This is a genomic window from Desertihabitans aurantiacus (assembly GCF_003344635.1).
Taxonomy (GTDB): Bacteria; Actinomycetota; Actinomycetes; order Propionibacteriales; family Propionibacteriaceae; genus Desertihabitans; species Desertihabitans aurantiacus.
Genome location: NZ_QPKK01000056.1, coordinates 1 through 16079, shown reverse-complemented (window position 1 = coordinate 16079; position 16079 = coordinate 1). Strand labels below are relative to the sequence as shown.

The window sequence follows — 16079 nt, the reverse complement described above, 5'->3', positions numbered from 1 at the left end:
AGCGCGCCCACGCACCCTCAACGCGCAGACGCACCCTCAACGCGCAGACGCACCCTCAACGCGCAGACGCACCCTCAACGCGCAGACGCACCCCCAACGCGCAGACGCACCCCCAACGCGCAGACGCACCCCCAACGCGCAGACGCACCCCCAACGCGCAGACGCACCCACAAACGCCCTGAGCTTGTCGAAGGGCGATCAAGAGGCGGTCGCTCACCGGAGCGCACGGCCCGGATCCTCGCCCTTCGACAGGCTCAGGGCGCTGTGGTGGGCCCTGCGGACGGGCTCGCCTGTGGACAGGCTCAGGACTCCGCTGTGGTCCCAGGTCAGCGGCGACGGCGGCGGGCCATGTCGAGGACGCCGGCGGGCCCGCGCTGCTGCTCACCGTGGATGGTCCCGATGACCACCAGCGCGCCGGTCAGCACGGGAAGGAGCCACTGCGCCGCCTTGAGCTGGCGCTGGGCCGAGGCGAGCTCGTCGCTGGAGCCCGAGTCGGGCTCGGTGGCGCCCTGGGCGCCCTCCTGCGAGCGGCGGGCGACCGTGCTGCCCTGCAGCCCGGCCCACGCGGTGACGCCCATCGCCGCGGCGGTCACCACGACCTTGGCGATGGAGGCTCCCTGGGCCTCCCTCTGCACCGCCACCCGCCTGCGGTTGCCGATGAGCACGCCGATGCCGCCGATGGCGTGGGCGACGATCCCGGCCACCTGCCAGGGCGTCCACCGGGCCCAGCCGATCGAGGACAGCCGGGTCCGTTCCTGCGGGTCCTTCGCGGCCGCGGCCGCCCCGTTGAGGCCGACCGCGCCCATCAGCGAGCCACCGAACCAGGCGGCGGCGCCCAGGTCGTGGAGGGCACGGACGACGGTGTTGCGCTCGGACATGAGGGGGTCCTCTCGCGAGAGTGTGCTGGGATCGGGACGTACCCAGCCGCGTTGCGACCATGCCGGCGGCTGGGACGCGATTCCCGCCGGGAGGAGGGCACGCCGTGGTGACCAGGGTGACGATCGAGGACGTCGCGCGCCGCGCCGGGGTGTCCAACATGACGGTCTCCAACGTCATCAACCAGCGACCCGGCCGGGTCGGGGCGGAGACCCGCGCCCGGGTGCTGCGGGCGATCGACGAGCTCGGCTACCGGGTCAACCTGACCGCCCGCCAGCTGCGCTCCGGGCGCACCGGGACGATCGGCCTGGCGGTGCCGGACCTGCTGTCGGACTACCACACCGCCCTCGCCGAACGCCTGGCCGACCGGCTCGAGCGGAACGGGCTGCGGCTGGTGCTGGAGCGGACGGCCGCCCGGCTCTCGGCCGAGCTCGACTCGCTCAGCGCGCCCCGGCTGGACGCCTACGACGGCTTCGTGCTCAGCGTGGTCGCCGGCGACGCGGAGGCGCTGGCAGCCGTCCGGCCGCGGACGCCGGTGGTGCTGATCGGCGAGCAGGCCGTGCCCGACCGCTTCGACCACGTGCTGATGGACAACGTCGGCGGGGCCCGGCTCGCCACCGCCACCCTGCTCCGTTCCGGCGCCCGCCGGATCGCGCTGCTCGGCGGCGGGGACGACCCGGAGCACTCCATGCCGCACCTGCGCACCCAGGGCTACCGGGCCGCCCACGCCGAGGCGGGCGTGGAGGTGGTGGAGGCGCTGGTGCGGGCCTCCTCCTTCACCCGCCTCGACGGGCACCGCCTGGTCGAGGAGCTGGTCGGGGCCGGGGAGCCGTTCGACGCCGTGTTCGCCCTCACCGACAGTGCCGCGCTGGGGGCCCTGCGCGCGCTGGCCGACGCCGGGGTGCGGGTGCCCGAGGACGTCCAGGTGATCGGCTTCGACGACCTCGACGCCGGTCGTTGGAGCGTCCCGCGGCTCTCGACGGTCGACCCGGGCAATGCCGCGATGGCCGATGCCGTCTGCGAGCTGCTGCTGGCCCGGATCGAGGGCGGGCCCGACCCCCGCCCGACCAGGGTGGTGATGCCGCAGCCGCGGCTGGTCGAGCGGGAGTCGACGCGCCTCAGCTGAGCGTCAGCTCGCAGGTGGCGAAGCTGTGCGGCGGCAGGGTCACCCGCAGCGTCGACCCCTCCACCCGGACGTCCAGGGCCTCCGGCCGCACCCGGTCGGGCTGCTCGGCGCTGTTGTGGGCCTGCGGCTCGTCGGCGGTCAGCACCCGCGCCCGGTCGCAGGCGAAGCCGAGGCCGCGCAGGTCGAGCGCGACCTCCTGGGAGGTGTCGAGGGACAGGTTGCTCAGCGAGACCAGCGCCGTGCCGTCCTTGGTGCTGGCCGAGACCGACAGCAGCTCCAGCGAGTGCTCCTCGCTCTCGTGGCGCGGGCCGTCCAGCACGTGCACCGGCAGCCGGCGGGCGGACTGGTGGCGCTTGTTCATCTCGAACACGTGGTAGCTCGGCGTCAGCACCAGGGCCCCGGTGTCGGGGTCGGTGAGCAGCATCGCCTGCAGCACGTTGACGGTCTGGGCGATGTTGGCCATCACCAGCCGCTCGGCGTGGCGGTGGAAGATGTCGAGGTGGGTGCTGGCCACCAGCGCGTCCCGCACGGTGTTCTGCTGGTAGAGGAAGCCGGGGTTGGTGCCCTCCTCGACCGACCACCAGGTGCCCCACTCGTCGCAGACCAGACCGATCTGGCGCTCGGGGTCGTAGGCGTCCATCACCGCCGAGTGGCCGCGGATCACCCGGTCGATGTCGAGACCCTTCTGCAGGGTGCCGTACCACTGCTCGGCGCTGAACTCCGTGGCCGGTGTCCTCGCGATCGCGTCCCCGGCGTGGGTGTAGTAGTGGAACGACACCGCCTGGAAACGGGTCTTCGCCGACAGCCGGCAGCCAAGGCCACCGATCGCCTTCATCAGCGCCTCGGTCCAGGCCAGGTCGTCGTCGGCCGCACCGGCGGCGATCCGGTAGAGCTTGTGGTCGCCGTGGTCACGGCAGTAGGTCGCGTACTGGCGGGCCAGGTCGGCGTAGGCCTCGGCGCGCATGTGACCGCCGCAGCCCCAGGTCTCGTTGCCCAGCCCCCAGAACGGCACCTTCCACGGCTCCTCGCGGCCGTTCTGCCGCCGCAGCGCCACCATCGGGGAGTCCCCGGCGCGGGTGAGGTACTCCACCCACTCGCTCATCTCCTGCACGGTGCCCGAGCCGACGTTGCCGCTGACGTAGGCGTCGGCGCCGAGCAGCTCGCACAGCGCCATGAACTCGTGGGTGCCGAAGGAGTTGTCCTCGACCACGTCGCCCCAGTGGCTGTTGACCATCGAGGGACGCTGCTCACGCGGGCCGATCCCGTCGCGCCAGTGGTAGTCGTCGGCGAAGCAGCCGCCGGGCCAGCGCAGGTTGGGGATGTCGAGGGCCCGCAGAGCCTCCACCACGTCGAGGCGGATGCCGCCCTCGTTCGGGATGTCGGAGTCCTCACCCACCCAGAAGCCGCCGTAGATGCAGCGGCCGAGGTGCTCGGCGAAGTGGCCGTAGAGGTGGCGGTTGATGGTCGGGCCGGGGATGTCGAGGTCGATGACGACCTTGGTGGGCGTGCTCATCGGCGAGCTCCTGTCGAGAGGGGGACGCGGTTGGGTTTGACGTTATACCGACGCGCTGCTGCGCGACCAGACGTCCGGGCGATGAGTCCGGCGGACGGGCCCGGTCGGTACCGGAGCGGCGACGAGAGACGACCGAGGAGGAGCACGATGACCACCGATGCCACCACCGAGCTCGAGCAGCTGGTCCGCGAGCGCGCCGAGGCCGTCCGGCGCCAGGACGAAGACGCGCTGCTGCGGCGCGAGCACCCCGACGTGCTGAGCTTCCCGGTGCTGCCGCCCGCCGTCTCGCGGGGGCGGGAGGGGACCGCGCAGGCCATGCGGGCCTGGTTCGACTCCTACGCAGAAGGGCCCGGCTACGAGGTGCACGAGGTGTGGGTGGAGGCCGAGGGCGACCTCGGCTGCGTCAGCTTCCACTACCACGTCACCGGCACCCTGCACACGGGCGGCGAGGTCGACATGTGGGTGCGGGTCACCCTCGTCTGCCGCCGCACCGACGGCACCTGGCAGGTCGTGCACGCCCACGAGTCGGTGCCCTTCGACCCCGCCACCGGGCAGGCGCTGCTCAGCGAGGGCCCGAATACCGTGTGATGGCCCGCGGGGCGACACCGGTCGTCGGTGCCGCCCCACGGCCCGGTTCACTCGACCGCGAGGGCGGCCACCGGCGGGGCCGTCGCGGCCCGGCGTCCGGGCAGCACCGAGGCCAGTGCGGCGGCGGCCACGGCCACCGCGACCACGCCGAGGGTCGACGGCCAGGAGATCGCCAGCACGGCCTCCTCCTGACCGACCGCACCCATCAGCGCGCTCGCTCCCAGCCAGCCCAGGAACCCGCCGGCCAGGACGCCGACCACCGCGCTGACGACGGCCAGGCTGAGCGCCTCCAGCAGCAGCATCAGCCGCAGTTGGCGGCGCTGCAGACCGAGGGCGCGCAGCAGCGCCGACTCCCGCGTCCGCTCGATCACCGACAGCGCCAGGGTGTTGCCGACACCGACCAGCGAGATCAGCACCGCGGCACCGAGCAGCCCGGTCGCGATCAGCACCATGGCGTCGAGCAGCTGGGCGAACTCCGCTGACTGCTGGTACACCCCGACATCGAGGTACCCGCTGCCGAGGACCGAGCTGACGTCGGCCACCACCCGGGCGGCGTCGGCCCGCGGGTCGGCGTCCAGCCAGAGCCCGGCGGAGTTCGACCCCCCGAACAGCTCGGTGAACGCCTGCTCGGTGAGCAGCGCGTTGCCGTGCGCGGCATGGCTGATCACGGCGGTGAAGGTCGCCGACGCGCCGTCCCCCTCCGAGCCGTCGGGAGCCGCGGTGGTCAGCGTCACCTCGTCCCCGGCGCGCAGGCCCTCGCGCGGCGAGAGCACCACCGTCCGGTCGTCGAGGGTCGGTAGCGGCTCGGGCAGGAAGGCGTCCGCCGCCCCGGGCTCGACGCCGTAGACGGTGCTGAGGTAGCCGCCGCCGACGTCGGCCCGCCCGGCCGGCAGGGTCATCACCCGCTCGATCCCGTCCACCGCCCGCAGCTCCTCGACGGTCTCCAACGGGATGTCCGCGCCGTCGTCGCGGGTCAACGAGAAGTCCACCGGGAAGCGTTCGGCGATGTCGCCGATCAGGGTGCGCTCGGTGGTCGCCGCCCCGGTCTGCAGGGTCACCGTGACGCCGACGGCCAGCATCAGTGCGACGCAGGTGGCCGCGGTCCGGGCGGGGTTGCGACCCATCTGCGCGGTGGTCATCCGTCCGACCGGCCCGAACACCCGGTTCAGCACGCCGACCCCGCGGACCAGTACCGGCACGTACAGCGGGGCTGCGCCGAGCACCGCCACCGAGAGCGCGGCAGCGCCGGCGATCGCCACCGCCAGCACCAGCTCGCCGCCCAGACCGACGGCTCGCGAGTTCAGCGCCACAGCAGCCAGCCCGGTCCCCAGCAGGGCGAGCAGGCCGCACACCACGACACGGAGCACGGTGGCCCGGCGTCCCTGCTCGGGGGTTGCCACCGGTCGCAGCGCCTCCATCGGGCTGGTCGCCGCGGCCCGTCCGACGGCGGCCAGGGAGGCGAGGACGGTGACGGTCACCCCGGCCAGGACCGGGCCGACCGTCCCGGGCACCGACACCTGCAGCCCGGTCTCGATCGAGCCGGACCAGGCGGCCACGACGGCGGTCACCCCGATCCCGACGGCGACACCCACCAGCGCCCCGACCAGACCGATCACCGCGGCCTCGGCCAGCAGACCCGTCCGCAGCTGGCCGGCGGACCCGCCGACCGCGCGCAGCAGACCGATCTGGCGGCGGCGCTGTGCGAGGACGATGGTGAAGGTGTTGGCGATGATCAGCGCCCCGACCAGCATCGCGATGGAGGCGAAGACCATCAGCAGCACGGTCATCAGGTCGGCGCCCTCGAGGGCGGAGGAGGCGTTCTCCGCCCTCACCTCCGCGGTGGTCCGCACGTCGACCGACCCGGACTCGGCATCGGGCACCACGTCCGCCACCGCCTGCCGCAAGGGCTCGACCAGCGTCGCCGGGTCGGTGCCGGGCTCGGCCAGCACCAGGTACGTGCCGGCCACCCCGCCCGCCCCGCCGACGGCGTCGAACCACGCGGGTGCGGCGTACAGCTCGACGTTGCCGCCGCCGAACAGCCCGGCGACGGTCTCGGTGCGGCCGACCACGGTCGCCGGCCGCTTCCCGCTGCCGGCATCCAGCACCAGCTGTGCGCCCGGGGCGACGCCGAGGACGTCCACCGCCGCGGCGTCGACCGTCACCTCGTCCGGGGCGCTCGGCCACCGGCCCTCGGCCAGCACGGCCGGGTGCAGCCGCGGATCCGCACCGACGGTGCCGACGGTGGCGGTCGTGCTGCGCTCGCCGGCGGAGACCCGGGCGCCGAACCGGTAGGACGGCTCCACCGTCGCGACCCCGGGGACGTCCCCGATCGCGGTCAGCACGTCTGCGGCCGGCGCGGTGTACTCCTCGACCACCAGGTCGGAGTCGGCCAGCTGGCGGGTCATCGCCGTCCCGGAGGCGTGGAACTCGGTCTGCACCACCGCCACGCTGGCGACCATGAACGCCACGCTGATGGCGACCGCGACCACCACCGCCAGCGGCCGGGTCGGATGGCTGCGCAGCTCGGCCAGGGCGATCCGCAGGCTGGTCACGCCCCCACCTCGTCGAGGGTGTGCCGGGCCTGCTCGCCCCGGCCGCCGGTGCGTCGCGAGGACGCCCCGGCTCGGCCCGTGGCGGTGGTCGCGGCGAGCAGCTGGTCGGGGGCGGGACGGTCGAGGTCGTCGACCAGCCGGCCGTCGCCCATCACCAGCACCCGGTCGGCGAAGGAGGCGGCGTGCGCGTCGTGGGTGACCATCACCACCGTCTGCCCCAGCCGGTCCACCGAGCCCCGCAGCAGACCGAGCACCTCCTCGGCGGTGGCGGAGTCCAGCGCGCCGGTGGGCTCGTCGGCGAAGACCACCGCCGGACGGGTCAGCAGCGCGCGGGCGATCGCCACCCGCTGCTGCTGACCGCCGGACAGCTCGCTCGGCCGGTGCCCCAGCCGATCAGCCAGGCCGAGGGCGTCCACCACCTCGCGCAGGTGGTCGGGGTCGGGGCGCCGGCCGGCGAGGTCGAGCGGCAGCAGCATGTTCTCCCGCGCGGTCAGCGTCGGCAGCAGGTTGAAGGACTGGAAGACGAAGCCGACCTGGTCGCGGCGGACCCGGGTGAGCCGGCGGTCGTCCAGCGCGCTGAGCTCCTGCCCGGCGAGGAACACCTTGCCGCCGGTGGTGCGGTCGAGCCCGGCGAGGCAGTGCATGAGGGTGGACTTGCCCGAGCCGGACGGTCCCATGATCGCGGTGAACGTGCCGCGGTGGATGTTCACGCTGACGCCGTCGACCGCCCGGACGGCGGTGTCGCCCGAGCCGTACACCTTGCTGAGGTCGAGGGCGCTGGCCACCACCGTGGTGGTGGGAGCGTCGGGCGGAACGGGCCGGGTGGCGGTGCTCATGGGTGTCCTGTCGTCGGAGGCTGGGACGCCGACGACGCTAGGGCCGCAACCGCCCCCTCCTCGTGCCGCCAGGGGCCACCGGCGCCGCGACCGTGGTGGTCGGATGGCCGCCGTCCGTCCGACCGTGGGCACCCGTGCTCCGACCGCGGTCCCAGGAGCGGGCGGCTGGTCGGCGGCCGCGACCGGTCGTCCTGGCGACCGACGACCGCCGGGGCGCCGTCAGCTGTCCGGTGCGGCCAGGGTCTCGAGCAGGGTGGACAGCGTCTGCTGGTCGTCCGCCGACAACCGCCCGATCCGCTCGCGCGGGAAGCGGAAGGCCTGCCGGGCCGAGCGGTCCAGCTCGGCGCCCGCGGCGGTGATCGCGACCTCGCGCGAGCGGCGATCGGCACGGCCGGGCTGCCGGGTGACGAGCCCCCTGGCCTCCAGCCGGGTGACGACCTGGGTGACGTTGGAAGCGTCGCAGAGCAGCTCGGTGGCGATCTCGCCCATGGTGCGGGGCCCGTCGGCGACCGCCTTGAGCAGGCACGCCTGCGCCGTGCTGAGCCCGACGGCCCGGGCCGCGCGCTCGTAGGCCGCGTCGTAGTCGTAGACGAAGCCCCACAGCTGCTGGGCTACGCGGTCGGTGCGGTCGGGCATGTCCCCACACTACTTGATTCAGTGAAGCATTTGTGCTGTCGTGGAGGTACTTGATGCTCTCAAGCATCTGTCCGACGATCGAGGAGGCACCATGCACCGCGTACTCATCACCGGCGTCCGGGCCAAGACCGGCGCCCCGCTGGCCACCCTGCTCGCCGACCGGGCCGACGTCGAGGTCCGCGGCGGCACCAGCGACCCCTCCCGGGTCGACGTCCCCGGCGTCGGGGCCGTCCGCTTCACCTGGGACGACCCCGCGTCCTGGGAGGCGGCGACGGCCGGCGTCGACGGCATCTTCGTCGTGCGTCCCGACCGCCCTGATGCCCCCGAGCTCATCACCGCCCTGCTCGCCGCGGCCCCGGCGCAGGCGCACGTCGTGCTGCTGTCCGAGCTCGACGGCGGCTACTTCGACCACGACGCCTGGGCGCTCCGCGTCGAGCGGGCGGTGCAGGACAGCGGGCACACCTGGACCGTGCTGCGGCCGGGCTGGTTCATGCAGGTCTTCAGCGACCAGCGGTTCTACCTCGACCCGCTGCGGAACGGGCAGCTGGCCTTTCCCTCCGGCGGGCAGCCGGTCGCGTGGATCGATGCGCGCGACATCGCCGACGTCGCCGCCAGGGCGCTGCTCGACCCGGTCCACCGGAGCCGCACCTACGACCTGACGGGCCCCGAGGCGCTCACCCTGGCCGAGACGGCGGAGGTGCTCGGTGCCGCGCTCGGGCACCGCGTCGAGCCGGTCGAGCCGACGATGGAGGAGGCGCTGGAGGGTCGCGAGGGTTTCGACCGTGAGAACGAGTTCGGCGCGCTGGACCGCGTCCGCCGCGGCTTCGGCGCCCTCGTGACCACCACGGTCGCCGACCTCACGGGCCGGCCTGCGCGGACGTTGGCCGAGTTCGTCGCCAGCGAGCCGGCCCTCACACCAGCGTCCCGGTGAGCTGCCACGGGACGCAGCACCGGGGAGCTCGCGCGACGCGCCAGGACGAGCCCTCGTCCGTCACGGTGCGGCCCGGGTGGTCACCGCATCGGCGACCCGGGCCGCCGTCCGTCCCTCCGGGCCGAAGTGGTCGAGCCCTGGCAGGGTGAGCGTCTCGACCCCGAGCACCAGGCGGCCGAGGTCCTCCACCCCGACGGGATGCGCACTCCGACCGCCGTTGAGCAGCAGCACCCGGGCGTGGGTGTGCAGGGGCGCCCAGCCGGTCTGCCGGCCGATCTCGCGGTGCTCCGCCAGGTTGGGTCCGAGCAGCGGGGCGAGCCGACGCCAGCCCGCGCCGCGGAACGCGATGCACAGCACCAGCCGCAGGTACCAGCGGGGCAGCCGGGACACGACGGCCGGGGCCCCGCCGGAACCGCGGAGGAACTCGGCGAACGCGGCTCGGAGGTCCCCGGCAGCGAGGTGCTGCTCGTAGGGCCGCATCCACCCGGTGGGCAGCGGCTCACCCGGCAGGGCGGGTTCGTAGAGGACGACCCGGTCGAGGTCGGCGCCGGCCCGGAGGGCGTCCAGTACCACCAGCCCGCCGAAGCTGTGCCCGAACGCCGCCCGGGCGCCGGTCGCCTCCAGCACGGCCCGCAGGTCCTCGGCGTCGGTCCGCAGTGTCCAGCCGGCCGGTTGCGGACTGCTCAGGCCGCGGCCACGGCGATCGAGGAGGTGGACCGTGTGGACGCCGGCGAGGGCGCGGGCGAGCGGCAGGTAGTCCTCGCTGCTGCGCAGCGCGCCGCCGACCACGACGACGCCCGGGCCGCTGCCCAGGGTCCGGTACCCGACCGAGCCGCCGTCGCCGGTCCGGAGCGTGGTCTGCGTCGTGGCTGTCATGGTTCCACCCGGGTCGTCGGCGCCGATCACGAGCGCGTCGCGGCCGGCTCGCGATCGCGCCGTCGACGGTACGGCACGGCGAAGAGGTAGAGGCCGGTCACCCACTGCACGGTGAGCGGGACCAGGGGCGAGAGGTAGACCCAGGTGGCCGGGACCTCCTGGGTGAGGACGATCACCGTCACCACGATGGCCAGGACGGTGAAGAGGACGGCCATCCACCGGTGCAGCTGCCGCAGGACCTGATGTGTACGCATACGGGAACGCTAGGAACGCCGCGGTGCCGACCGCTTCTCGATTCCTGACCGACCCCGTCCCCCCGTGCCCCAGGGGCCTCGGACGGCGGTCGCCCGCCCTTCGACAGGCTCAGGGCGTCGGGCTTGCCCTCGGCTCAGAAGTAGGTGCGGACGGCGCCGACGACGCGGTCGTCGTCGGCGAGCAGCGGGAGCAGTGGCCAGCGGTCCAGGGTGGTGCACGGGTGGGAGATGCCGAAGCGGACCCGCTCACCCACCCGCCACGGCGCGTCCTCCTCGTGGCGGACGAAGGCGTGCTGGTCGTTGAGCTTCGTGACGACCACGCCCGGGCCGGCGTCCAGCGGCACCGGCAGGTCGATGTCGAAGGAGGCGTCCCGCTTGCCGAAGCCGACCAGGCTCAGCCCCGGCTCGGGCACCGACAGCACCGCGGCGTGCACCTCCAGCGCCGGGCGCAGCTCGGCGAACGGGGAGACCCGCGCCAGCATGCCGTGGTCGTGGAACAGGTAGCCGCCCGAGCGCACCACCCGCCGCACCGGCACCGACAGGGTCGGCAGCCCGGCCCAGCTGGCCACCACCAGGTCCGGGTAGGACGAACCTCCGGCGGTGATGACAGCCTCCTCCTGCAGCAGCCCCTCGGCGTCCAGCGCGGACAGCAGCGATCCCAGCAGGTCGACCATCGCGCTCACCGCGGCGGACGCGCTCTCGCTGCGGTCTCCCGGGTGCACGCCCTCGAAGCACTCCACCCCGGCCAGCCGCAGCCCCGGCGCGGCCTCGACCGCACGGGCCACCGTCAGCGCCTCCTCGACGCTCCGCGAGCCGGTGCGGCCACCGGGCACGCCGAGCTCGAGCAGCACCGGCAGCGGACGTCCGGACGTCCCGGCCGCGGCCAGCAGCTCCACCCCGGCGACGCTGTCGGCCAGCACCAGCAGGTCCAGCTCCGGGTCGGTGCGCTGCGTGTGCGCGAGCCAGGCCAGCCCGGCGGGGTCGGTGACCTGGTTGGCCAGCAGCACCCTCGGCACGCCCCACCCCCGCATCGCCCGCGCCTGCGCGACGGTGGCGGCGGTGATCGCCCAGGCCCCGTCGGCGAGCTGGTTGGCGACCAGCTGCGGGCTCATCGAGGTCTTGCCGTGCGGGGCGAAGTCGACCCCGTGCCCGGCGCACCAGTCGGCGAACAGCCGGCCGTTGTGCCGCAGCGCGGACGCCCGCAGGGTCGCGGTGGGCAGCAGCAGGTCGTCCAGGTGCCAGCCGGCGCCGGCCACCCCGCCGACGGTGCCGGCGCGCGTGAGCAGCTCCGGGTCGACGGGCAGGTTGCGGAAGCGGGCGTCGAGCGGTTCGTCCAGGCCGTACCGGCGGACGTCCTCAGCAGGGGTCATGGGCGGCCTCCTCGGGGCGGGGGAACTGCTCGCTCAGCTCGTGCGGCTCGAGCAGTGGACGGGTCAGCGCGGCGCGCAGCCGCTGCTCACGGGCGTCCAGGGCGGCCCGCTGGCGGTCGTTGAGCGGGATCCACGACGGCACCGGCTCAGGCCAGCGCGGGGCGAGCGGACGGCCGTCCAGCAGGGTCATCCGGTTGACCAGCCGCACCCCGCCGGTGCGCGTCACGCCGTGGGCGTCGCCGAAGACGTGGTCGCCCTCGTCCAGGTCGAACACCGCGATGTCGGCCGGCGCGCCGACCGCCAGCGTGCCGGCGTTCAGCCCGAGCACCCGGGCGGGGGTGACGGTGGCGGCGGCGACCACGTCGACCAGCTCCATCCCGGCCGCCAGCACGGTGCCCATCGTGGTCGGCAGGTCGAAGACCGGGCCGTGCAGCGAGCGCGCGTGCAGGTCGGAGGAGACGGTGGCCGGCGGCAGCCCGGCGGCCAGCAGGGCGTCCAGCACCGGGTAGGAGAACCCGCCCGAGCCGTGCCCGAGGTCGAGCACCACCCCGCGGGCGGCCGCCTCGACCAGGGCCGGCTCGGGGCGTCCGTCGCGGACCAGTCCCTCGGCCACCCCGGTCGCGCAGTGGGTGAGGACGTCGCCGGGGCGCAGCAGCGCCACCACGTCGGAGGCCGACGGCGGGCCGTAGCCGATGTGGGCCATCAGCGGACGTCCGGTCGCCTCGGCCACCTCCAGCCCGCGGCGCAGCGGCTCCAGCCCGTGGGGGCCGACGGTGTGCCGGTCGACGCGCACCTTGATCCCGCGGACCAGGGCGGGGTGCTCCCGGATCGCGGCGACCGCGGCGTCCACGTCGCAGTGGTCGAGCAGCAGCGACTCCCCGGTGGAGCCGGTCAGCCCGATCCCGGACACGTTGAGCAGCGCGTGCACCCGGACGCCGGTGGCCGCGACCTGGCGGGCCAGCGCCCGTACCGCGTACGCCCCGGCCGAGCCGGCGTCCACCCAGGTGGTGACGCCGGTGCTCCAGGCGAGCGGGTCGGGCGCGACACCCCAGAAGCCGGCGCCGGCGAAGACGTGGGTGTGCAGGTCGACCAGACCCGGGGTGACCAGCGCGCCGGAGACGTCGATCGTCCGGCCCGCGCCCGCGCCGACCCCCGGGCCGACGGCGGCGACCCGTCCGTCGCTGATCGCCACGTCGCCGACGAGGTCGGTGCCGGAGGCGGGGTCGAGCACCCGACCGTTGAGCAGTGCGAGATCGGGTTCCACGGGAGCGATCGTGCCAGTCCCCGCCGGTCGGGGCCGCCCGGTCTCGCCGTCACCCCGGCCCGACACCCGCGGGTGTGGCCGAACCGTCGGTCCGAGCTGGTCGGAACCGACGGAACGCCCACACCCGCGGGGGGGGGGCAGCCGTCAGGCCTGGGACTCGATCCGCGCCGTCTCGGCCAGCTGCCGGGCGGCGGGCTGCTCGATGACGTCGATCGGGTTGTCCTCGACGAGGTTGAGGGTGGCGTCGCGGTCCTCGACCAGGAAGCGGGCCCGGGTGAACGCCTGCGCGCCCGGCTCCTGGACGTAGGGCAGGCAGCGGAAGCTGACGTCCATGGCGTCGGGGGTGATCACCGTCGAGACGTAGCCGCGCAGCGCGTTCTGGAACTTGATGTGCGGGTTCCAGGCCTGGGCGGGATAGCTGCCGATCGCCGAGTCGCTGCCGTTCCCGCCGGAGGTGATCGAGGAGCAGACCAGCTCGGTGCCGATGCTGCGACCGGTCGGGTCGTCCCAGTCCGCCTTCAGCTCGTTGGCCCAGTGGGTGTGCACGTCACCGGTGAGCACGACCGGGTTGCGCACGCCGGCGTCCAGCCAGCCGTCGGTGATCCGCTGCCGGGAGGCGGTGTAGCCGTCCCAGGCGTCCATCGAGACGGTGGTGGCCGGGCCCTGGTCGCTGTCGCGCTCGGCGAAGAACACCTGCTGGCCGAGCAGGTCCCAGCGGGCCTCGGAGTCGCGGAAGCCGTCGAGCAGCCAGGCCTCCTGGGCGGTGCCGGTGATGGTGCGGCGGCGGTCGGAGGCCTCGGGGCAGTCGGTGTCCCAGCCGTCCCCGCAGGCCTGGTCGGAGCGGTACTGCCGGGTGTCGAGCATGTGGAAGGTGGCGAGCTGGCCCCACTGCACCCGGCGGTACAGCTGCAGGTCGTAGCCCTTCGGCGCCGAGGACGGCCGCAGCGGCATGTTCTCGTAGTAGGCGCGGAAGGCGGCCTCGCGCCGGGCCAGGAAGCCGGGGCGCTCCGCGACGTTCTCCGGGATCGAGTCGGCCCAGTTGTTGTCGACCTCGTGGTCGTCCCAGGTGACCAGCCACGGGGCCACCGCGTGCGCGGCCTGCAGGTCGGCGTCGGCCTTGTACTGGGCGTGGCGCTGGCGGTAGCCGGCCAGGGTGGTGGTCTCGGGGCCCTCGTGGTCGCGGACGTTGCCGCCCGGGGCGACGTAGGCGTCAGCCTTGTACTCGTACTGGTAGTCGCCCAGGTGCAGCACCAGGTCGGGACGCTCGTCGGCCAGCCGGCGGTAGGCGGTGAACCAGCCGTGCTCGTACTGCGCGCAGGAGGCGAAGGCCATGCTCAGCGAGGACGGCATCGCGCCGGGGCGCGGGGCGGTGCGGGTGCGTCCGACCGGGGAGACGTGGCGGCCGAGGCGGAACCGGTACCAGTACTCGCGGTCCGGGCGCAGCCCGGTGGCCTCGACGTGGACGGCGTGGCCGAACTCCGGCTGGGCGACGGCCCGGCCGTTGCGCACCACCTTGCGGAACCGCTCGTCGGAGGCGACCTCCCAGCGCAGCGTGTAGGAGGCGTTCGGCATCCCGCCGAGACCGTCCTCGGCGAGCGGGTCGAGAGCCAGCCGCGTCCACAGGATGACGCTGGTGGACCACGGGTCGCCCGAGGCGATGCCGAGGGTGAAGGGGTCCTGGCGGGGGGTGGGGGCCGCGAAGGCCGTGGAAGGCGCCGCGAGCGCGGGGGCGGCGACGGCGGCGGTGCCGACCAGACCGGCGGTGAGCACGGTCCGACGGGTGGGGGTGAGGGTGGGGGTGTGGTTCATGACGTCGACGCTGGCCCTCCCAGGCGACATCGGGACGACGACGAGGTGACACCTGCCCCAACTCGACGGCACCGGACGTCCCGGCACGCCGCGCGCCCACCCCGCGCCCGGCACACACGTTCGCGCGACGGCACCCATGCTGCAGCGTGTGTGGCGCCCGACGAACGTGTGTGCCGCTCGCCCACCCCGCTGCCGGCACACACCTTCGCGCGACGGCACCCTGGTTGCAGCGTGTGTGGCGCCCGGCGAAGGTGTGTGCCGCGGACGCGGGCCGGTCAGCCGGTGGGGGTGACGCGGAGGAGCTGGTCGTCCGAGCCGTTGGACGTGGTCACCAGCAGCGAGCCGTCGGCGGCCTGGGTGACCGAGCGGAGGCGTCCGTACCCGGTGAGGACGTCGGGGGTGCGGGTGTCGGTGACGGTGCCGTCCTCGTCCAGGGTCATGAAGACCAGCTCGCTGGCCTTGAGCGCGGCGACCGCGAGCCCGCCGGCGTAGCTGCCCCACTGCGGCCCCTCGACCGCGCTCATCCCGGAGATGGCCAGCGTCGGGTCGCCGGAGCTCCACACCGCCTCGACCTGCTCCCCGGGCAGGTCCTGGTCGGTCATCGGCACCGACTCGTCGTAGCCCGGCACCGGGTCCCAGCCGTAGTTGCCACCGGCCTGGAGCAGGTTGACCTCGTCGTCGACGTCGGGGCCGTGCTCGGCGGTGAGCACCTGGTCGTCGCGGAAGGCGATGCCCTGCACGTTGCGGTGGCCGTAGGTGTAGACCAGCCGCTCGTCGGGGTCGTCGGCGTCGATGAAGGGGTTGTCCGCCAGCGGCTCGCCGGTGGCCGGGTCGGCGCGCAGCACCTTGCCGTTGAGGCTGGTGCGGTCCTGCGGGTTCTCGCCCACCGCCGCGTCGCCGGTGCCGACGAACAGCTCGCCCTCGGCCGAGATCTCCAGCCGGCAGCCGCCGTGGCGGCCGGTGGTGCTCCCGATCCCGTTGATCAGCGCGTCACCCTCGGTGGCCTCCGTGCGGTCCTCGTCCAGGGTCCACTCGACCACCCGGACGTCGGTCTCGCCGTCGTCGCTGTGCCCGTGGCAGGTGAGGAAGCGGTTGTCGTCCTCGGGGTCGACCGCCAGCGACATGAACCCGGTCTCGTTGCTGGACCACAGCCCGGACGGCCCGTCGGAGAGCACCCGCTGCTCGCTGCCGTCGAGGAGCAGCAGCCGGCCGCTCTCCTTCTCGGTGACGAGCAGCTCACCGCCGGCCAGCTCGGCCACGTCCCAGGGCAGCTCGAGGTCGTCGGCCAGCACCTCCACCTCGAGCCCGGGCTCGGTGTCGGGCGTGGGGGTCGGGGTCGGGGTGGGCGACGGCGTCGGGGTGGGCGTCGGCGAGGGGGAGGCGGCCGCGGTGGTGGGTGGCGGCGGGGCGTTCCCCGCGCCGGCGTCCGGGTCGCCGCTGCAGGCGGC

At 74.4% G+C, this 16079-nt stretch carries 13 protein-coding genes and 1 pseudogene; 3 read left to right on the top strand and 11 right to left on the bottom strand.

Annotated features, from left to right (window positions below; translation table 11 throughout):
* Positions 1-326 precede the first annotated feature (326 nt).
* Complete coding sequence (locus DVA66_RS06830) at positions 327-878, bottom strand: hypothetical protein (RefSeq protein ID WP_114559399.1); 552 nt, start codon at positions 876-878, stop codon at positions 327-329.
* A gap of 104 nt (positions 879-982) precedes the next feature.
* Between DVA66_RS06830 and DVA66_RS06825 the strand changes: the two genes are divergently transcribed.
* Positions 983-2002 (top strand): LacI family DNA-binding transcriptional regulator, encoded by a 1020-nt coding sequence (locus DVA66_RS06825; RefSeq protein ID WP_198671548.1) that lies wholly within the window; start codon positions 983-985, stop codon positions 2000-2002.
* Here DVA66_RS06825 and DVA66_RS06820 read toward each other — a convergent pair.
* Complete coding sequence (locus DVA66_RS06820; protein WP_114559397.1) at positions 1995-3515, bottom strand: alpha-N-arabinofuranosidase; 1521 nt, start codon at positions 3513-3515, stop codon at positions 1995-1997. The two genes, DVA66_RS06825 and DVA66_RS06820, sit on opposite strands and share 8 nt — an antisense overlap.
* A 147-nt stretch (positions 3516-3662) precedes the next feature.
* On the opposite strand from DVA66_RS06820, the gene DVA66_RS06815 reads away from it, so the two are divergent.
* Positions 3663-4103: a YybH family protein gene (locus DVA66_RS06815; protein ID WP_157973878.1), complete on the top strand. Its 441-nt coding sequence runs from the start codon at positions 3663-3665 to the stop codon at positions 4101-4103.
* 47 nt (positions 4104-4150) lie between these two features.
* Here DVA66_RS06815 and DVA66_RS06810 read toward each other — a convergent pair whose 3' ends face one another.
* From DVA66_RS06810 to DVA66_RS06800, 3 genes and pseudogenes are all read right to left on the bottom strand, one after another.
* A complete protein-coding gene (locus DVA66_RS06810; RefSeq protein ID WP_114559395.1) occupies positions 4151-6655 on the bottom strand; it encodes an FtsX-like permease family protein in 2505 nt (834 codons plus the stop codon).
* A gap of 89 nt (positions 6656-6744) precedes the next feature.
* A pseudogene (locus tag DVA66_RS06805) lies at positions 6745-7646 on the bottom strand (ABC transporter ATP-binding protein); the annotation flags it as partial.
* A gap of 64 nt (positions 7647-7710) precedes the next feature.
* Positions 7711-8127: a MarR family winged helix-turn-helix transcriptional regulator gene (locus DVA66_RS06800; RefSeq protein WP_114559393.1), complete on the bottom strand. Its 417-nt coding sequence runs from the start codon at positions 8125-8127 to the stop codon at positions 7711-7713.
* A 91-nt stretch (positions 8128-8218) separates the two neighbouring features.
* Here DVA66_RS06800 and DVA66_RS06795 point away from each other — a divergent pair, with 91 nt between their 5' ends.
* Positions 8219-9058, top strand: coding sequence for an NAD(P)H-binding protein (locus DVA66_RS06795; protein ID WP_114559392.1), 840 nt, complete (start codon positions 8219-8221; stop codon positions 9056-9058).
* Between the two features lie 60 nt (positions 9059-9118).
* On the opposite strand, the gene DVA66_RS06790 is transcribed toward DVA66_RS06795, so the two are convergent.
* From DVA66_RS06790 to DVA66_RS06765, 6 genes are all read right to left on the bottom strand, one after another.
* Complete coding sequence (locus DVA66_RS06790; RefSeq protein WP_157973877.1) at positions 9119-9934, bottom strand: alpha/beta fold hydrolase; 816 nt, start codon at positions 9932-9934, stop codon at positions 9119-9121.
* A gap of 26 nt (positions 9935-9960) precedes the next feature.
* On the bottom strand, positions 9961-10188 hold the full coding sequence (locus DVA66_RS06785) for a hypothetical protein (protein WP_114559390.1): 228 nt from the start codon (positions 10186-10188) through the stop codon (positions 9961-9963).
* Between the two features lie 134 nt (positions 10189-10322).
* A complete protein-coding gene (locus DVA66_RS06780) occupies positions 10323-11558 on the bottom strand; it encodes an alanine racemase (RefSeq protein WP_114559389.1) in 1236 nt (411 codons plus the stop codon).
* A complete protein-coding gene (locus DVA66_RS06775; protein ID WP_114559388.1) occupies positions 11545-12822 on the bottom strand; it encodes an amidohydrolase family protein in 1278 nt (425 codons plus the stop codon). Before DVA66_RS06775 ends, DVA66_RS06780 begins: the two co-directional genes overlap by 14 nt.
* Positions 12823-12966: 144 nt before the next feature.
* Positions 12967-14631, bottom strand: a complete 1665-nt coding sequence (locus DVA66_RS06770) for an alkaline phosphatase D family protein (protein WP_114559387.1) — start codon at positions 14629-14631, stop codon at positions 12967-12969.
* Positions 14632-14906: 275 nt separating this feature from the next.
* On the bottom strand, positions 14907-16079 hold a 1173-nt coding region (locus tag DVA66_RS06765), incomplete at its 5' end, for a PQQ-dependent sugar dehydrogenase (RefSeq protein WP_114559386.1).

Excerpts from the sequence above, each read along its gene's own strand:
- DVA66_RS06830 (WP_114559399.1), bottom strand. The coding sequence starts at position 878 with ATGTCCGAGCGCAACACCGTCGTCCGTGCCCTCCACGACCTGGGCGCC.
- DVA66_RS06820 (WP_114559397.1), bottom strand. The coding sequence starts at position 3,515 with ATGAGCACGCCCACCAAGGTCGTCATCGACCTCGACATCCCCGGCCCG.
- DVA66_RS06815 (WP_157973878.1), top strand. The coding sequence starts at position 3,663 with ATGACCACCGATGCCACCACCGAGCTCGAGCAGCTGGTCCGCGAGCGC.
- DVA66_RS06800 (WP_114559393.1), bottom strand. The coding sequence starts at position 8,127 with ATGCCCGACCGCACCGACCGCGTAGCCCAGCAGCTGTGGGGCTTCGTC.
- DVA66_RS06795 (WP_114559392.1), top strand. The coding sequence starts at position 8,219 with ATGCACCGCGTACTCATCACCGGCGTCCGGGCCAAGACCGGCGCCCCG.
- DVA66_RS06790 (WP_157973877.1), bottom strand. The coding sequence starts at position 9,934 with ATGACAGCCACGACGCAGACCACGCTCCGGACCGGCGACGGCGGCTCG.
- DVA66_RS06785 (WP_114559390.1), bottom strand. The coding sequence starts at position 10,188 with ATGCGTACACATCAGGTCCTGCGGCAGCTGCACCGGTGGATGGCCGTC.
- DVA66_RS06780 (WP_114559389.1), bottom strand. The coding sequence starts at position 11,558 with ATGACCCCTGCTGAGGACGTCCGCCGGTACGGCCTGGACGAACCGCTC.
- DVA66_RS06770 (WP_114559387.1), bottom strand. The coding sequence starts at position 14,631 with ATGAACCACACCCCCACCCTCACCCCCACCCGTCGGACCGTGCTCACC.